Genomic DNA, 16984 nt, shown 5'->3' with positions numbered 1-16984 from the left:
TTCTTGAACCACCATTAATTTAAATTCTTCATTATATTTAGTCATAAAAAATCACCCCAAATGTTATTTTCTCACTCTAACTTTTGGGGTGCAGTACCGAAATGCGCCCGTTTGTTGAAGAAGAATTACTCAAACATTAAGATGTTAAGGGCCTTATCATAACAATGGGCAAGCATAGCGTTCAATATCATCCAACAATTTAAGAAGAAGTTAATTTAATGAATTCTTCCGCATCTTTCACGCATAATTCCATTCCTTTTTCCCAGAATTCCTCTGAAGTAATATCTTCTCCTAAATGTTTCATAACTAAATCTTCCACAGTCATACTTCCTGAATCACGAAGTAAGTTCAAATAATCTTTCTCAAAATTTTTTCCTTTTTCTTTTGCCTTTGCATAAATGCCCAATGCAAATAAATACCCAAAAGTATATGGGAAATTATAAAAAGGCGATTGAGTAATATAGTAGTGTGGTGTCCAAACCCAAGAATAAATTGAAGGTTGTTCTAGGGAACCATCATACGCCTCATTTATTGATTCTTCCATTAACTGATTTAGTCGATCGGCTGAAACAATACCTTCATTACGTTCCTTGTAAAATCTCTGCTCAAATAAGAATCTCGAATGAATATTCATAAAGTTCATTACACTACGTTTTAATTTTTCATCCAGTATAAATAATTTTTCTTCTTTTGTATTTGCCTTTTTCATAGCCGCATCAAAAATAATCATTTCGGAGAAGGTTGAAGCAGTTTCAGCAATACTTAACGGATAACGTTTATTCAACCCATTAACAGACTTCATGGCATGATTATGGAAAGCATGCCCCAGTTCATGAACAAGAGTTAACACATTTAAAAAAGTACCGCTAAATGTCATAAAAACTCTTGATTCACCTGTTAGTGGAAAACCAGCACAAAATGGAATAGCGGACTTATTTGGACGATCTTCGGCTTCTATCCAACCTTCATAGAAAGCTTGCCTAACGAAGCCTTCTAATTCGGTTCCAAACTGACTAAAATGTTCCGTAATAAGTGTAGCAGCTTCCTCGAATTTTATCTCTTGATTACTTTTTGTAATGGGGGCCCAAAAGTTATAAGCCTTCATACTAGATCCACCTATCATTTCAGCTTTTCGCTTCAAGTAATTCGAGAAAGGTTGTTTATATTTACTGATCACTGTCCACATCGTATTCAGCGTTTCTTCCTTCATTCTGTTCTTTTTCAAAGGATCTTCTATTACACTTTTTATCCCGCGTTTGTTATTCACTTGTATACGAAAGCCAGCAATGTGATTTATTATTTTACTAAATAATTCTTCTTTCTCTTTCCATGTAGATTCTAATACATAATGAGCTTCCTTACGCACTTCTTCAATATGGTGCGACCGCAAGTTAATGGCTTGTCCAACTGATAGATTTTCTTCTTTTCCATCAATTTGAATATTTAATTTAATACTACTTACTAGATTATTATAGAAATGTCCCCAAGCATGGTACCCATCAACCATTAAATCAGAAATTAAATTTAGCTCCTCTTCTGACAAATTCTTATCTGCATTTTCACGCCATTCGTTTAGAATAAATCTATATTCTTGTAATTCTTCGGTTTCTAGTATGCTTTCCCAAACATCTTCCTTTGTATTTGTTAATATCTTCTTTACTTTCGATAATTCTTTTTCAAAACGGGATTCTTTTTGAGCAACTTTTCCTCGTGAAATCGCAGCATCTTGATCCTTTGGATTTTCTGCAAGGAGACAAGTGATAAACGAATTAGCTTGCGATAAGTACGAGCGAATGTTTCCGATGTTTTTTACTAAATGGACCACTTTAATTAATTCATTTGTTGAAAGTGGAGTAATAAATGATTTAACACTACCTTCTAGTTCATGTACAAGAGCTTCTAATCGATTGATATGATCTAAAAATTGAATTGATTTGCTTCCCCCCATAAAAACCTTATCTAGATTCCACACTTTTGGATAGCTTATTTTCTCCATTAGTTACCTCCCCTATTATGTATATCCCACCAAAAACGAACGTGTATTCTTATCATAACATATTTCAGAGGGTGAAAAATCCCTACAATAACAAGAGACATTGATTTGTGTAAGATCAATGTCTCTTGTTTAACTATTCTGCTCGTTAGTTTAAGTGCATTCCTTCACAATCTCAAGTGAATATCCGGTTTTGTTTGATAGTCTTATTCCATTAAATGGCCCTTTCCATGAAGAAAGACGCTTTCCTTATTCAGAAAAGCGCCCGATTGTTGAAGTTCGTTATTGAACTAAAGCCCCCCGTTAGCCATCCATGTAGCGCAAAATCGGCGCTACACCATTAAACTCCAGTTTATAGCTTTTTTTACTAATTCGTTAACAAAAAATTCTTTACCTTCTTGATACTTATGAATATCATTTGGAAACTGTTTTGCTAATTTTATTTTTAAATCCCCGTAACTTCTTGCGTCCTCTGGATTATTAATTAAGTATTCCTTGAAATCTAGATGTATCCTAATATTTTCATTTCCCTCTTGATAGATATGTACGTGGTGGGTTCTTCTTTCCTTATTCTTCGGAAAATACCTTCTACCTGGTATGCCATTTTCACCTCTAGGGTCATACCCTATTGAAGACATTTTTTCGTTGTATAAATCAACTTTCTCAATATCATTCACAATAACTAAGATGTCTACAATTGGTTTAGCAAAACCAATTGTCGGTATAGATGTACTCCCTATATGATGAATTCCAAGCAATTCATCTTTAAAAATATCTTTAAGTATAATTTCTTCTTTATAAAATTGTGTTACCCAATCCTCTGTCCAAGGACGTATTTCAGCTTTTCTCATCGGCACCCCTCATTAACTTAAAATTTGATTTTATTTTGGTGATTCCTTCTTTCACTAAACTGCGCCGTTAGCTTAAGTACATTGTTTCACAAACTCACATCAATATTAACATAAAATCCCATTCTAAATTTAGAAGTGTTATTCAATTAAATGGCCCGTTTGTGGAACAAGAAAAAATCCTGCATATCAACACAGGATTTTTAATCAAATCTTTTTATAAGCTTCACGACTTTATTTCAAATCTACACAAGAAACTACATTTAGCAGCTGCATCCCTGTAAAAAAATAACTTTTTTTGCATATACAAATATTTATAATTAATTCATCTTTACCTTATTTTTCAGTTCTATTTTAACAAAGTGAAAAAGTGAGCATTTAGGATGAAAGCAAAGATTAGCGTACTTACTATACGCGTATCATGTATTCTGCATAAATACTCTTGATATTATCTGGCACAGGCACGCCTAACTCTTCCTGTAACTTTTGCTGGATCATATCAAAACATTGTGTACAATCTTGTTTTTTATTTTTCTCGATTAAAAATTGCAAGAGCAAAAACATGTATTGCTCATTATATTCATCGAGCTCTAGCATTTTTTGTAGGCAATCTAGTTTTAGTAATGGATTAATTTCATTCGTATGGGCGATATACATTTCTAATAAATGTAATACACTTTGTTTTAAGCGAAGTTGTATTTGAATCGCCCAATGATATTCTTCCGCCGCTAAAAAATCATCTTTATAGCAATTTAATAATTGTTGAATTGCTTGTTCATCATAATGCTCTCTTTCTAACAACTGTACTAGTTCCTCATAATCACTGTCAATTTCGATATTTAATTGATAGTGATTATTTACTAATAGAATCGGATTTTCACTACCATTTTGCTTCAAAATTTTGCGTAATAGATAGATGGATGTATGTAAATTAGCCCCAGCTTTCTCTAGCTCTGCTTCTGGCCATAATTCTTCCATAATTACAGTATTTAATAGCGGCTTATTCCGATTAAACCATAAATATAAAAACAATTCCTTTACTTTTCTTGTACGCCATTTCACAATTTGCTGTTGGACATCTAATAGACGAAAGCTACCAAAAGTATGTGCGTACATATGTAATTCTTTTTGTTTAGATTGCATTTCTTGCCGTAGACTAAATACTTGCTGTGCTTTTGTCACCGCCTTCAATAAACGGTTTTCTCGAACTGGCTTTAATAAATAATCTGTTGCTTCTATGTCAAAAGCATCTACAGCAAACTTCGCATGGGCTGTCACAAAAATAATTTGCATACTTGGATATTTAACTAGTAACTTTTTGGCAACTTGCAACCCATGAACGTCAATCATCTCCATATCTAAAAAAACGACATCTACTCGTTCTTTTTCAAAAAGAGCAAATGCATCCCTTACATTTGTATACGTACCTTTAATGCAAATCGTAAATTGTGTAAGCTTTTCTAGCATAATTCTTAACACATCTATTGCCATTTTTTCATCATCAATTATGACTATATTCATTAAGCATCACCTTCTGGTAATAGAATAATAACAGTAGTGCCTTTACCTTCTTCACTATATATACGCAAACTGGCATTTCTAATAAGCTTAAATTTTTTCAACGGATTCTTAAATCCAATACGTGAGTTTTCTTCATTTACTAATCGTTGCAATTTTTCTTCTGAGATACCGACCCCATTATCATAAATTTTAATACGTATAAATTGACCTTCTCGTTGCACACTCACCTCAATAGTACCACCTTCTTTTTTCTTCGAAATCCCGTGAAAAACTGCATTTTCAACTATAGGCTGAATTGATAATGCCGGAACCCAAGAATGAATGGACTCATCAATATCATACGCAACTGTAAGACGATCACCAAAGCGCATTTTTTCAATATAGAGATATGCTTTTACAAGGTCTATTTCATCTTCTATAGAAACCATGCTGTTACGATAATGGACATTCAGCTTGGCACGGAAATAGGTTGCTAAACTGTATAACGCCTCTCGTGTATTTTCTATATCTGTATAGCTTAAGCCGATAATAGTATTAAGTGTATTGTAGACAAAATGAGGAGTTACTTGCGCATATAAATAATTCATTTCATCCTCAATCGCATCAATGGAAGATTGTCGAACTGCTAGTAATGATTGAATACGCACTAGTAATTCATCCATCGCAATCGGTTTTGGCATATAATCATTTGCCCCAACTTGTAAAGATAACACTAAATCTGAATGCTGCATAATTGCTGTTAAAACAATAATCGGTAATTCCAACATATCGTATTGCTTTCGTACTTGTTTGCATAATTCATAGCCTGACATATCATTCATCATTAAGTCGACTAACATGCAATCTACTTTATGTTTCTTTATATAATCCATCGCATCAAACCCATTATCCACCCCAATAACGGTATAGCCTTTTTGAATTAATGCGTCCACTAGTACTTTTATATTCACATGATCATCATCAACAATGAGTATGGTTTTGTCATTACCTTTATGCAATAATGGTAAATCTAGCTGTAGTAAAGTATTTTCTGCTCGATTGCCCATCTGTTGTTGTGTTTCAATATCTAGTTTTTCGAGTGTGGCAAGTGGCACCGTAAAAGTAAAAATTGTTCCAACACCTAATGTACTTGTTACATGAATTTCCCCATTTAACTGTTCTACTATATTTTTTGAGATACTTAATCCTAACCCAAGTCCCCCTCTATTTTTACCTTTCTTTACTTGATAAAAGGAATTAAAAATTCGATCTAAGTCTTGTGATGGTATACCAATTCCAGTATCGCTTACTTGTATTTCCATATAATCATTACGTACACTAGCTAAGACTGTAATTTCTCCATGTTTTGTATGTTGCAGAGCATTATAGAGTAAATTATAAAGCACTTGTTTCAATCGTAATTCATCTGTATACATATGGGGTAAATTAGAATCTACTGCACTCATTAATCTTATGGATGTATCACTCGACATTAAACTACGAATTTCCTCAATTACTTCATCAATTACGCTTATCGGAACAACACGTGGGATGACACGAACTTCTCCGGTCATATGATTCGAAGAAATCAATAAATCCTCTACTAAATAACCTAAACGTTGCGCGACATTATGTATTAAAATGACATTTTCTTGTTGCTCACGCTTTAAAGGTCCTTGTACACCTTCCATTAACGATTTGGATATATTTAAAATACCATTTAAAGGCGTACGTAATTCATGAGACGTTTTCAATAAAAACTCATCCTTCATTTGATTATGCATCAATAGCTCTTCCGATAACGCTTGAACTTTCTTAAAAGATGTATTTGCTCGGAAACTAAGCAGAGATGCAAAGCTATATAGTGTAAAAATAAACAATAATTGTTCACTATAAACTATAGGTATATCAAAAATGTAATACATTACCATTAAAAAAGTATAACAAGTAAGAGATACTAAAAGAATTAGAATATAACGTGAACCTTCTACACCTTTCATAAGCACACGTAATAGCACAAACACATTATAAAGCCCAACAGGAATAAAAATTACTGCAAAGATTACTTGTGAAAGAACTAGATTTTCTATTGGTATAATCATACTATTTTTTGTAATTGGGTTATAAATACCATAGATAAAAAAAAGTAAACCTAACAAAATACTAATAATATAAATTGCTTTTTTCCTCATAAACTCCGGATACAAATAATAGAGAAAAAATGCTAAACAAGCATCGACAAGTGGTAAAATCCCTAATTGTAAACGCACTTGTTCATTTATAGTTATAGATGTAAAAATAAGGAAAAATATTTTTTCATTAGTAAATGACATGTACAGTCCGAATAATATAGTGAATAACCCTAAAAACAATTCTTCTTTACGCTTCCGATTTTGACTATACGATATAATATAAATCGCACCGAATACAATATAGCCAATACATACAAACGAATCTGCTAAAATTTTCATGCTAAAATCTCTTTGAATAGCTTCCTTTGTTCCAAACTCAATAGGAAAAGTAATACCAGCTTTTGGATAATTATAATTTCCGACATGAATTACGATATCAAGCATTTGATTCTCACTATTTGCAAACACCATATATTTATCATCATTTTCGAACTTAAAGTCCTTTAAGGTTTCACTCGGATTTCCCATACTACCTACATCTTCTCCGTTTATGAAAACACGGTTAGATTGGCGAATTGAACGAATGTACAATCCATATTCCCCTTCAATCGGTACATTTATCTTCACATGATATGTTCCTACAGTAAGCCCTTCCTCATTTGGTTCTACAAAACTATTCCAAGTAGCCGGCACCTCAATTGGTATTTTCTTGCTCGCATATGCGTCAAATGATTCACTTGACGATATTAAGATATTTGGATAGAACGACCATTCTCCATCTAATTTTAAAATAGTATTTTCTTGTAATTCTTGTTCTTCTATCATAACTATCCCATTCTGCGCAATCCGCTGACTACTACTTCCAAAATAATCTTCATTGCCAACAAAAAATACGATAATAAATAGCATGATAATGGTCACAGTAATGCTAATATTTTTTTTCACTATCACGCCTCCCCTACTTGAACACAATTATGTATAACATCAAACTATCAGTTTGTTAGAATTAAATCCATTATGCAATATGACTTTTACCTGTATTTCTAATATCGGTCCCTTTACGCATCCTATCATAGGTCTATTAAACAAATTCTGAACAAACCATATTGTAAATGCATCGTCTAGTGTGGATTACTATCACTGATTTTAAGCTATTATTATCACTCTACTCTTTTTAAATATGCAAGCAGGCTAAGGAAATCCGTAGCCTGCTTGTTGTTTATTTAGATAACTGCTCTGTACTGTCTTCATTTATATAATACGAATGATTTTTCGCTGCTTCTTCAATCTCTTTAAATGCCCAGTGCGTTGCTTTCACATCTGGGAAGCTTGGCGTTGCAACACCGTTTAATGGACCACGTTCGAACATACGGTTCATCATTACTTTGCACGGATTACGTCACACACATTGCACCATCTTATTAAATCAAGGAATGAATGTGAAAGTAATTTCTGAAAGACTGGGGAATACACCTGATATGATTTATAAAGTATATGGACATGTTTTAAAAGAAATGGAAACGGAATCCGTATCTTTATTCAGTAACAGTTTACAGGTAGCTGCGGCAAGAACTGGGGCTGTTCATTAAAACAATTGTCAATAAACCTTGCTGTCATAATGTTTATAGACTATGGAACATATTTCATGATATACTAGAGCCATTGTGAAAAAAGGAGGAACTTGCATGATTCAAGTTAGTAATGTAGGTCTTCGCTATGGCGATCGTAAACTATTTGAAGACGTAAATATAAAATTCACACCAGGTAACTGTTACGGTTTAATTGGCGCAAACGGTGCTGGTAAATCAACATTCTTAAAAATTCTTTCTGGTGAAATTGAAGCACAGGAAGGGAACGTATCAATGGGCAAGGACGAACGTTTATCCGTCCTAAAACAAAACCATTTTGAATACGATGAGCATACAGTGCTCGACACTGTAATTATGGGGAATAAACGCCTCTATGATGTGAAAACAGAAAAAGATGCTATCTATGCAAAGGAAGATTTCTCAGATGAGGATGGTATGCGTGCCGCTGAACTAGAAGGTGAATTTGCAGAACTAAACGGTTGGGAAGCTGAATCAGAAGCAGCAACATTATTAAACGGTTTAGGTATCTCAGATGACCTTCACTACATGCTAATGGGTGATCTTGAAGGTTCTGATAAAGTGAAAGTATTACTTTCGCAGGCCCTATTTGGTCAGCCGGATGTACTGTTACTCGATGAGCCTACCAACCACCTTGACTTAAAAGCGATACAATGGTTAGAAGAATTCTTAATTAACTTTGAAAACACAGTCATTGTTGTATCCCATGACCGTCACTTCTTAAACAAAGTATGTACACATATTGCTGATTTGGACTTCTCTAAAATCCAATTATATGTGGGTAACTATGATTTCTGGTATGAATCTTCTCAATTAGCTCAAAAAATGGCTCAAGACCAAAATTCTAAAAAAGAAGAAAAAATTAAAGAATTACAAGCGTTTATCGCACGATTCTCTGCGAATGCTTCTAAATCAAAGCAAGCGACATCTCGTAAAAAAATGCTGGATAAAATCGAGCTAGATGACATTAAACCATCAAGCCGTAAATATCCATTCATCAACTTCCAAATTGGTCGTGACATCGGGAATGATGTATTAACAGTTGAAGGTCTAACTGTAAATCATGAAGGCGAATCACTATTCAAAGATATTCGTTTCTCGATGAACAAAGAAGATAAAATCGTTTTACTTGGTAGCCCACTTGCTAAAACTGCGCTTCTTGATATTTTAATGGAAGATAAAGAAGCGGATGCTGGTACATTTAAATGGGGTGTAACCACTTCTCAAAGCTATTTCGAAAACGATCATGATAAATACTTCGAAGGATCAGAAAAGTCATTAGTAGAATGGTTACGCCAATATTCTCCTGATGATGAAACAGAAAGCTTCCTACGTGGTTTCTTAGGACGCATGCTGTTCTCTGGTGAAGAAGTGAAAAAATCACCTTCTGTTTTATCAGGGGGAGAAAAAGTACGTTGTATGTTATCCAAAATGATGCTTGCGACAGCGAATGTGATTTTACTAGATGAACCAACGAACCACCTTGACCTTGAATCGATTCAAGCATTGAACGAAGGCTTAATTCGTTTCAAAGGGGCAATGATTTTCACATCTCATGACCATCAGTTCATTCAAACAATTGCTAACCGTGTGATCGAAATCCGTGAAGACGGCTCAATTTTAGATAAGCAATTAACATATGATGAATTTTTAGAGTGGAAAGATCGCGAAGGTTTAAGCTAATTTCTATAAAAAGTCCTCTACCGAATGTTTGGGTAGAGGATTTTTTTTGTTTAGTTAAATACAAAAATCAGGGCTTCTATTTAGTTATAAAAGGATAAATAGGAATTTTATAGAATTATATAATAGGACAATAAATTGAATTTATGAGGAGGAAATATCATGACGAAAATTGCGATTATATCAGATATCCATGGGAATAAAACAGCATTAGAAGCCGTGTTTAAAGATATTCAATTAAGAAAGATTGAAAGAATTTTTTGTTTAGGTGATATAATCGGCAAAGGACCTCAAGGATCAGAATGTATCGAACTCATTCAAAAGAACTGCGAACGAGTAGTTCGAGGAAATTGGGACGTATTTATTCAATCACCTACTGATAATGATTTTATACAATGGTACAAAGATCGATTAACAGTGGAAGATTATCAGTATCTCAGTTCGTTACCATTTCATATCGATCTTGAATTAAATGGACAGTTAATAAGGTTCTTCCATGCTTCTCCAAGAAGTGAATTTGAACGTATTTTACCCAGTCATCCACTTGAAAAGCGTTTATCTATGTTTGAGCATAGTGACATGACCCATTCCATTTATCACAATAAACTTCCTGATATTGTGTTCTATGGCGATATCCATACAACTTTTTTACATACATATAAACAAGGAATTCTATGTAACGTTGGAAGTGTCGGAAATTCACTTGACTTAACTTCAGCTTCCTATGCGATCCTAGACGGAACACAGTCAAACAATGCTATTCAATTTATTAGAGTAGATTATGACAGAGAAGCAGAACTGATGATGGCAAAAGAGTTAGACTTGCCCCAATTAGACAAATATTATGATGAAATTATGTTTGGAAATTATCGGAATGCTTAGAACCATTATGATTCAACATACGGGTACGATGCGATAATGGCGTAACGTATATATCAATCTTTTGGATATCTGCGACTGCACGAATATAAATAGAATCCATTTTGTTCAATCAATTTTCCAAAATGGATTCTTTCTATTTGTAGCTATACATTTTTGACTAAACTCTATACCACTGCTGAGCATTCTTATAGAGAATTTTATCAGCCGCCTGTTCATCAAAGAGCTGTTGAATGGTTTCAATATCGGCATATTCAAAAGGACGTTTTGCTCGTGTCGATGGCAAATCTGTTCCGAACATTAATGCATCTGGATTGACGTTATAGATGGATTGTAAAGCATTTTTCACATCCAGTTCTACACGACCGAAACCTGTAGCTTTCACATGTACCCCTTTTTCAACTAGCTTTAACAAATGTGGCAGGCCTTCCTCTGATAACCCTAAATGATCAATTGAAATGGCAGGTAATGCTTCAATAGTCGAAGTAATCTCAGGTAAATGCTTGGCATCTATATAGAGTTCACTATGCCAGCCCACCAAATCATACACTCTTCTTGCAAAGCTATCGAGCTTCGACAAATCTTCTGAACCACCTCGTTGAATATTAAAGCGTAATGCTCTAGCCCCATTGTTATGTAAATGAAGTATTTCATCATCTGTCACAGTATAAGGTAATTGCGTCACCCCACAAAATGCTGGACCCAGTTTTTTCAAAGCTTTCAGTAAGTAATTCTGGTCAAATCCTTGAAAAGACCCAGATACAATTGCGCCCCCCTTTATATTGAAATTAGCCGTTTCTTTTTGATAATCCTCCACCACGTAACTAGGCGGTATATATCCCTGATTTTCGATAATCGGAAAATCAAAATCAATAATATGAAAATGTGCGTCAAAAATTCTCATCATCCATCCACCCTTCTATTCTTAACTTATCACACATATTGCATAAGAGAAAATAATGTTTTTTTGCGCAATCACATAAGTAAAACTTATCAGTTGTTTTTTTGCTTTGTGTGGCTAATTGAGTAAAGGAAATAAAAAACGGTATGAAATTAGAATTTCATACCGTCTAGTCTATTTGTTATACAATCATTCTTCCTCAAACTTTTTAAAAGCAAGCACAGCATTATGACCACCAAAGCCAAAGCCATTTGACAAAGCAATGTTAATGGTTTGATGGATAGCCTTGTTCGGTACATAATTCAAATCACATTCTGGATCTGGTGTTTCGTAATTAATTGTTGGCGGAACAATGTTCTCCATAATACTTTTTAATGTAATAATGGCTTCTATGCCGCCAGCTGCTCCAAAGAGATGACCTGTCATTGACTTAGTAGAGCTTACTTTTAATTGATAAGCATGTTCACCGAATACACTTTTGATGGCCTTTGTTTCCGATTTATCTCCCTCTGGTGTGCTTGTACCATGTGCATTGATATAATCAACAGCCGTTACATCAATGTCCCCCATGTTTAAGGCCAGTTTCATGGCATTAGCGGCTCCAGTATAATCAGGCGCTGTAATATGAAAAGCATCAGTCGTGACCCCATAGCCTACGATCTCTCCAAGAATCGTTGCGCCTCTTTTTTTGGCATGCTCATATTCCTCTAAGAACACGACGCCTGCTCCCTCCGACATCACGAAGCCATCACGCTGACTGTCGAATGGTCGGCTAGCTTGTTCTGGCACATCATTTCTAGTAGACATCGCCTTCATACGTGAAAATCCTGCAAAGCTAAGTGGATTGATCGGCGCCTCAGCTCCACCTGCTAAAATCCCATCTGCATAGCCATGGCGTATATTTAAAAACGCTTCACCTATCGCTTGATTACCAGTTGCACATGCGGAAACTGGTGAAAAGCTTGGCCCTTTAAAGCCTGTTTTAATCGCTATTATCCCTGCGGCCATATTGCTAATCATCATCGGTACCATAAACGGCGAAACCTTTCTTGGTCCGTTATTGAGCATGGCTTGATGATTCGCTAAAATCGTTTCAATTCCCCCAATACCCGAGCCAATATAAACACCTAGTCGCTCCTTATCAACTTGTTCCATATTTAAGTTTGCTTGCTCCAAAGCCTGCTGAGAAGCAGCAAGTGCATATTGAACAAAAAGATCATACTTAGTTAATTCTTTTTTATCCATATACTGAGTGGCATCGAAGTCAGTGATGGAACCAGCAATTTGTGTTTGAATGCCACTGAATTCCTCCGCTTGGATCTTTTTAATGCCTGACTTTCCTGCTTTAATGTTCTCCCACAGGGCTGATACTGTTTGACCAAGTGGTGAGATGACACCATATCCTGTAACAACTACTCTACGTACCATGTATTTATCTCCTTTTCGTTTACTTTAATAGTTCCTTTAATTGCTCCAGCATTTTATGAAAGAAATCTTCTCCTAAAACACGTTTGTATTGCAAGGCACCTTTCGTACTTGAAATGAGCAGGATGGCCAGTGCCTCTAAATCCTCTGTAGACTTAAGTGAGCCATGTTGTTTTGCATCCTGTAGTAAATCTACAAGGACATCCACTTCCATTTGACTGAGCTGTTGAATTTTTTCTTGCATGGCTTGTGACAATTCTTGATAGTCAGCCTGTAATGCAGAAATAGGGCAAACGCCATTTTGCTCTAAAAATTTTATGCGCTGTAAAATAAAGGCGAAAGGTTTTTCCTCAGCTGCTATTGCTGATTCTTTCGTTAATATATAAACATCCCCTAATCCTTTTTGAATTCTTTCGCATACAGCAACTCCTAAGTCTTCCTTCTTTTCAAAATGATAATGAATACTCGCCTTTGTTACGCCAAGTTCTTTCGCTAAATGGTCATAACTAAATGATGTGAAACCTTTTTCTTGAATATTCTTCAATGTTAATTCAATAATTTGTGATTTTCTATTTGTCATGGCTATATACTAACTTACTAGTAGGTAAGTGTCAAATAAAAATGCAGCAGATAAGTTGTTTATCTGCTGCCTGAAGTCTATTTCATTTCTTTTGTTGGTCCCATAACACCAGGTACTGGTAGACCTGCTTGACGCAGTAGAACCGTCATTTGTCCGCGATGATGTGTTTGATGATCGATTAATGCACGCAATAAAGCGCCTTTTGGCATTGGACCTGTAAAGCCATTGACTACTTCTAGTAAGTCTTCATTTGAAAGCTTTGCTGCTTCCTCTTTTATACCATTTACAACATTTTCATAAGCTTGTACAATTTCTGTCGCTGTTGTTGGTACAGGATCTTCTTGACGAACCATTGGTACCTTTAAGCCTGCTAGATAACTAAAATATCCTGCTGCTCCAACTAAATGCCAGCCTAACCAGCCAAGTGTACTGTGACCCTCCACGATACTTTGTTCTAGCTTGTCATCTGTTATTGCCTGTAATACTTTCAGTGTGCCTTGTGCAGCAATTGACCATTCCTGTAAAAAATCATCTGCTTGTCTATACATATCTATGCCCCCCATTTTTTAACTTCATTTCTATCATAATTAATTTTTTTGCTTGTTACAAGTTTCTGTTTCTAGTTTACATAATATTATTATTTTAATACTTTCTGTTATGATTCGTATAATGCTCAACATTCACGTATAATAATAGAAAATAGCGAAGGAGTGTACCTATGAGACATTATGTCCTCGTACTTGCTCTTGCATTTTTATTCGCAGGCTGTAGTGAAGAAATGAAAGATGACCCTGTGCACCCGATTGTACAAGATCCAACATCACTACTCTCCTTTTTCCCACCTGATGGCTCTATCGCTTATTTTCACGGAGAAGGAAATGAGTTTGCCAGCTTTACCCTACATACCACCTATCTTGATCCACAACATATCGCTCAGGTAGAAGATAATGGTGGTGTGACACTATTAAAAATCTATCGCATTACAGATTCAAAGATTGACCTTGTTTATCGTGAACCAGTCGACAGTAATCCAAGCTTGCCAAATCCCACAGAGGTGGCTGCTTACCCTGTACTGGAAACAATACTGCAACAACCATTACAAGTAGGGACAAGTTTTCAAGGATGGACCATCCAGTCAATAACTGCCACTGTCGATACAGGAAAAACAGTCTATTCAAATGTCATCCAACTTACCCGCACTGAAGATAAATTCACAACGACCAAATATTTTGTACAGGGCATTGGACTAATCAGAACGGAAGATACAATGGAGACCGATCAAGAGCATCCATTTATTGTAACTTCAACCCTGCAAAAAATAGAATAGTATGTTGATAACAGGCGTCCTGCTTGGGCGTCTGTTATTTTAGCAAAGGAGGCATCCTATGAGTGATATACATAAGTCTGTAACCGAGCAGGAAGAATTAACAGAAGAAGAATTTATTGAACTCGTGTTAGCTGAACAGCAAAAAGCATTGGCACAAGAGCAGGAAGAACGTCTTCATGGTAAAAAACCAAGAAAGTCCAAGCCATTTGTACGCTGGATTGTCTGGAGTATGGCATTGGTACTGTTTTTCAATACATTTGCGCTCATTTTTCAAATTTATTCGATTCCAGCTATCGAATTTCTTAAAGTGTCGACAAAGTTATCGGCACAAGAGGATATACAAACCTATAAAAAAGCTGTCGTTGAAATCTCGACAGGTTCCAGCAAAGGAACTGGTTTCGCCATTTCACCCGATGGCCTCATTGTCACCAATGCCCATGTGGTAGAACATGCAACGACATTATCCGTTGTATTTCCTGATGAAGGATTAATGGAAGCTACATTAATTGAAAGTTATCCAGATGTGGATTTAGCCTTATTGCAAGTACAAGCAGATCAGCTCCCTTATCTTCCTCTTGCAGATGATCCTACCTTTCCTTCTAAAGAGCATATCCATTTTATTGGTAACCCTCTTGCCTTTACAGGGATAGCCAATGAGGGAACATTACTTGAATCCGTTCAATTAGATGATTGGCAAGTCCCCGTTGTGATGCTGAAAGCACCGGTTTACCGCGGTAATAGTGGAAGCCCTGTTATTGATCAACAAGGTGAAGTCATTGGTATTATCTTCGCAACGATGAAATATGAACCTATAGGACGAGTTGGCCTATTTGTCCCTGTCCAACAACTGCATCAGATTTTAGAACAGTCAACCAAAAAATGAACCTGCGATAAGCAGGTTCATTTTTTGGGTTTACATAATAATATTATTTTCCCTTACTTTCATGCTTCACAAACTGTGCAATGGCTGATTTCACAGGTACTTTACTGACAACCTCATCACTAACCTCAGCAACCTTCTGTAATACATGTAAAAGCTTGTCATCTCCTGTCCAATGCTTTTCCACCACTTCCGGCCCTAATTTATTGATAATCGTATTCACCACAAAAGTGGCTAGAACAATATCATCTAAATAACCGCCAAACCCTAATATCCCCTCTGGCATCAGATCCATCGGAAACACAAAATACGCGATCGAAGCACCAATTAATGCACGACTTTTCTTATCTACACCTGTGTCTGTTAACGTTTTAACTAACAGATGAAATAAATCAGGTACAAACATTAAATACGGTGTAAACTTATTGTTTTTGCCCTTCTTTGATCCAAGAAATCCTACTAATTTTGTACGTAACTTCTGATAAAAATCTTGCTGCTCCTGATTATCCGGTAATTTTTCTAGATTATCCAAGTCCATCTACCTCCAGTATGATGCGTCCATCTGCTATTTTGGTGGGGCTATCCGCCACTTTTGCCGCGCTATCCGTCACTTTGCGGAATCTATCCGCCACTTTCGCCGCGCTATCCGTCACTTTGCGGATTCTATCCGCCACTTTCGCCGCGCTATCCGCCACTACTTTATATTTATCCAAATTCAAGATTTATAATCCTAAAACATTGTAATGATACAAAAAAAGACATCCTATTTGCATAGGATGTCTGGGTTTTTAACGAAAGTAATTTTAATTTCTGAGAATTAAAGTTTAGTTACGTTAGCAGCTTGTGGTCCGCGGTTGCCATCTACAACTTCGAATTCCACTTTTTGACCTTCGTCAAGAGTTTTGAAACCTTCGCCTTGGATAGCTGAGAAGTGTACGAATACGTCGTTTTCACCTTCAACTTCGATGAATCCAAAACCTTTTTCTGAGTTAAACCATTTTACTGTACCTTGTTTCATTTAAGAAAACCTCCAAAAAATAAAAGTGAACAATATGTAATTTCTTCAGCGATTGAAAAAAATTCACATATTACAAAGAGTACCGAACTAACGCGATCACTTTTTGTAATATGTGAATTCATGTATCCGGTGAAGCAATTAAATTGTTAACTTAAGTATAACTGCGATTCATAATTTTGTCAAATAAAGAAAAAATGTTTTTTACTTAATTTCA

General features: G+C 35.5%; 16 protein-coding genes and 1 pseudogene. 5 read left to right on the top strand and 12 right to left on the bottom strand.

Going from position 1 to position 16984, the window contains the following annotated elements:
• Positions 1-199 precede the first annotated feature (199 nt).
• The 5 genes from AO843_RS15120 to AO843_RS24580 all read right to left on the bottom strand — a co-directional run bounded on the left by AO843_RS15120 (position 200) and on the right by AO843_RS24580 (position 7842).
• Entirely contained in the window at positions 200-1996 is a 1797-nt protein-coding gene (locus AO843_RS15120) for a M3 family oligoendopeptidase (protein ID WP_054611924.1), read from the bottom strand.
• Between the two features lie 329 nt (positions 1997-2325).
• On the bottom strand, positions 2326-2844 hold the full coding sequence (locus tag AO843_RS15115) for a GrpB family protein (RefSeq protein WP_054611923.1): 519 nt from the start codon (positions 2842-2844) through the stop codon (positions 2326-2328).
• Between the two features lie 405 nt (positions 2845-3249).
• A complete protein-coding gene (locus AO843_RS15110; RefSeq protein ID WP_054611922.1) occupies positions 3250-4362 on the bottom strand; it encodes a response regulator in 1113 nt (370 codons plus the stop codon).
• Entirely contained in the window at positions 4362-7418 is a 3057-nt protein-coding gene (locus tag AO843_RS15105; protein WP_054611921.1) for a hybrid sensor histidine kinase/response regulator, read from the bottom strand. The genes AO843_RS15110 and AO843_RS15105 overlap by 1 nt, the downstream gene beginning before the upstream one ends.
• 274 nt (positions 7419-7692) lie before the next feature.
• A complete protein-coding gene (locus tag AO843_RS24580) occupies positions 7693-7842 on the bottom strand; it encodes a hypothetical protein (protein ID WP_231630163.1) in 150 nt (49 codons plus the stop codon).
• 10 nt (positions 7843-7852) lie between these two features.
• Between AO843_RS24580 and AO843_RS15100 the strand changes: the two are divergent.
• The 3 genes and pseudogenes from AO843_RS15100 to AO843_RS15090 all read left to right on the top strand — a co-directional run.
• Positions 7853-8062 (top strand): annotated as a pseudogene (locus tag AO843_RS15100) (tyrosine-type recombinase/integrase); the annotation flags it as partial.
• Positions 8063-8158: 96 nt separating this feature from the next.
• Positions 8159-9763: an ABC-F family ATP-binding cassette domain-containing protein gene (locus AO843_RS15095; protein WP_054611919.1), complete on the top strand. Its 1605-nt coding sequence runs from the start codon at positions 8159-8161 to the stop codon at positions 9761-9763.
• A gap of 159 nt (positions 9764-9922) precedes the next feature.
• Complete coding sequence (locus tag AO843_RS15090; protein ID WP_054611918.1) at positions 9923-10642, top strand: metallophosphoesterase family protein; 720 nt, start codon at positions 9923-9925, stop codon at positions 10640-10642.
• Positions 10643-10799: 157 nt separating this feature from the next.
• On the opposite strand, the gene AO843_RS15085 is transcribed toward AO843_RS15090, so the two are convergent.
• From AO843_RS15085 to AO843_RS15070, 4 genes are all read right to left on the bottom strand, one after another.
• Complete coding sequence (locus tag AO843_RS15085) at positions 10800-11543, bottom strand: amidohydrolase family protein (protein WP_054611917.1); 744 nt, start codon at positions 11541-11543, stop codon at positions 10800-10802.
• Between the two features lie 186 nt (positions 11544-11729).
• A complete protein-coding gene (fabF, locus tag AO843_RS15080) occupies positions 11730-12968 on the bottom strand; it encodes a beta-ketoacyl-ACP synthase II (RefSeq protein ID WP_054611916.1) in 1239 nt (412 codons plus the stop codon).
• 19 nt (positions 12969-12987) lie between these two features.
• The gene (locus tag AO843_RS15075; RefSeq protein WP_054611915.1) at positions 12988-13545 is read right to left on the bottom strand and encodes a TetR/AcrR family transcriptional regulator; all 558 of its coding nucleotides are present in this window, start codon (positions 13543-13545) and stop codon (positions 12988-12990) included.
• Between the two features lie 77 nt (positions 13546-13622).
• Positions 13623-14093 carry a DinB family protein gene (locus AO843_RS15070; RefSeq protein WP_054611914.1) on the bottom strand — a complete coding sequence of 157 codons (471 nt, stop codon included), beginning with the start codon at positions 14091-14093 and terminating at the stop codon, positions 13623-13625.
• 170 nt (positions 14094-14263) lie between these two features.
• On the opposite strand from AO843_RS15070, the gene AO843_RS15065 reads away from it, so the two are divergent.
• Together AO843_RS15065 and AO843_RS15060 are read left to right on the top strand one after the other, a co-directional pair.
• Positions 14264-14872 carry a hypothetical protein gene (locus tag AO843_RS15065; RefSeq protein ID WP_054611913.1) on the top strand — a complete coding sequence of 203 codons (609 nt, stop codon included), beginning with the start codon at positions 14264-14266 and terminating at the stop codon, positions 14870-14872.
• Positions 14873-14930: 58 nt separating this feature from the next.
• Complete coding sequence (locus AO843_RS15060; protein ID WP_054611912.1) at positions 14931-15755, top strand: S1C family serine protease; 825 nt, start codon at positions 14931-14933, stop codon at positions 15753-15755.
• Positions 15756-15798: 43 nt separating this feature from the next.
• Here AO843_RS15060 and AO843_RS15055 read toward each other — a convergent pair whose 3' ends face one another.
• The 3 genes from AO843_RS15055 to AO843_RS15045 all read right to left on the bottom strand — a co-directional run bounded on the left by AO843_RS15055 (position 15799) and on the right by AO843_RS15045 (position 16770).
• Positions 15799-16290 carry a YkvA family protein gene (locus tag AO843_RS15055; protein ID WP_054611911.1) on the bottom strand — a complete coding sequence of 164 codons (492 nt, stop codon included), beginning with the start codon at positions 16288-16290 and terminating at the stop codon, positions 15799-15801.
• Positions 16277-16405 (bottom strand): hypothetical protein, encoded by a 129-nt coding sequence (locus AO843_RS25390; protein ID WP_255350379.1) that lies wholly within the window; start codon positions 16403-16405, stop codon positions 16277-16279. The genes AO843_RS15055 and AO843_RS25390 overlap by 14 nt, the downstream gene beginning before the upstream one ends.
• Positions 16406-16569: 164 nt before the next feature.
• On the bottom strand, positions 16570-16770 hold the full coding sequence (locus AO843_RS15045; RefSeq protein WP_004230088.1) for a cold-shock protein: 201 nt from the start codon (positions 16768-16770) through the stop codon (positions 16570-16572).
• Between the last annotated feature and the right edge of the window lie 214 nt (positions 16771-16984).

It is taken from the genome of Lysinibacillus sp. ZYM-1, from assembly GCF_001308875.1.
Lineage (GTDB): Bacteria > Bacillota > Bacilli > Bacillales_A > Planococcaceae > Lysinibacillus.
The sequence above is the reverse complement of the archived record's forward strand: the minus strand, read 5'-3'. Positions and strand labels throughout refer to the sequence as shown.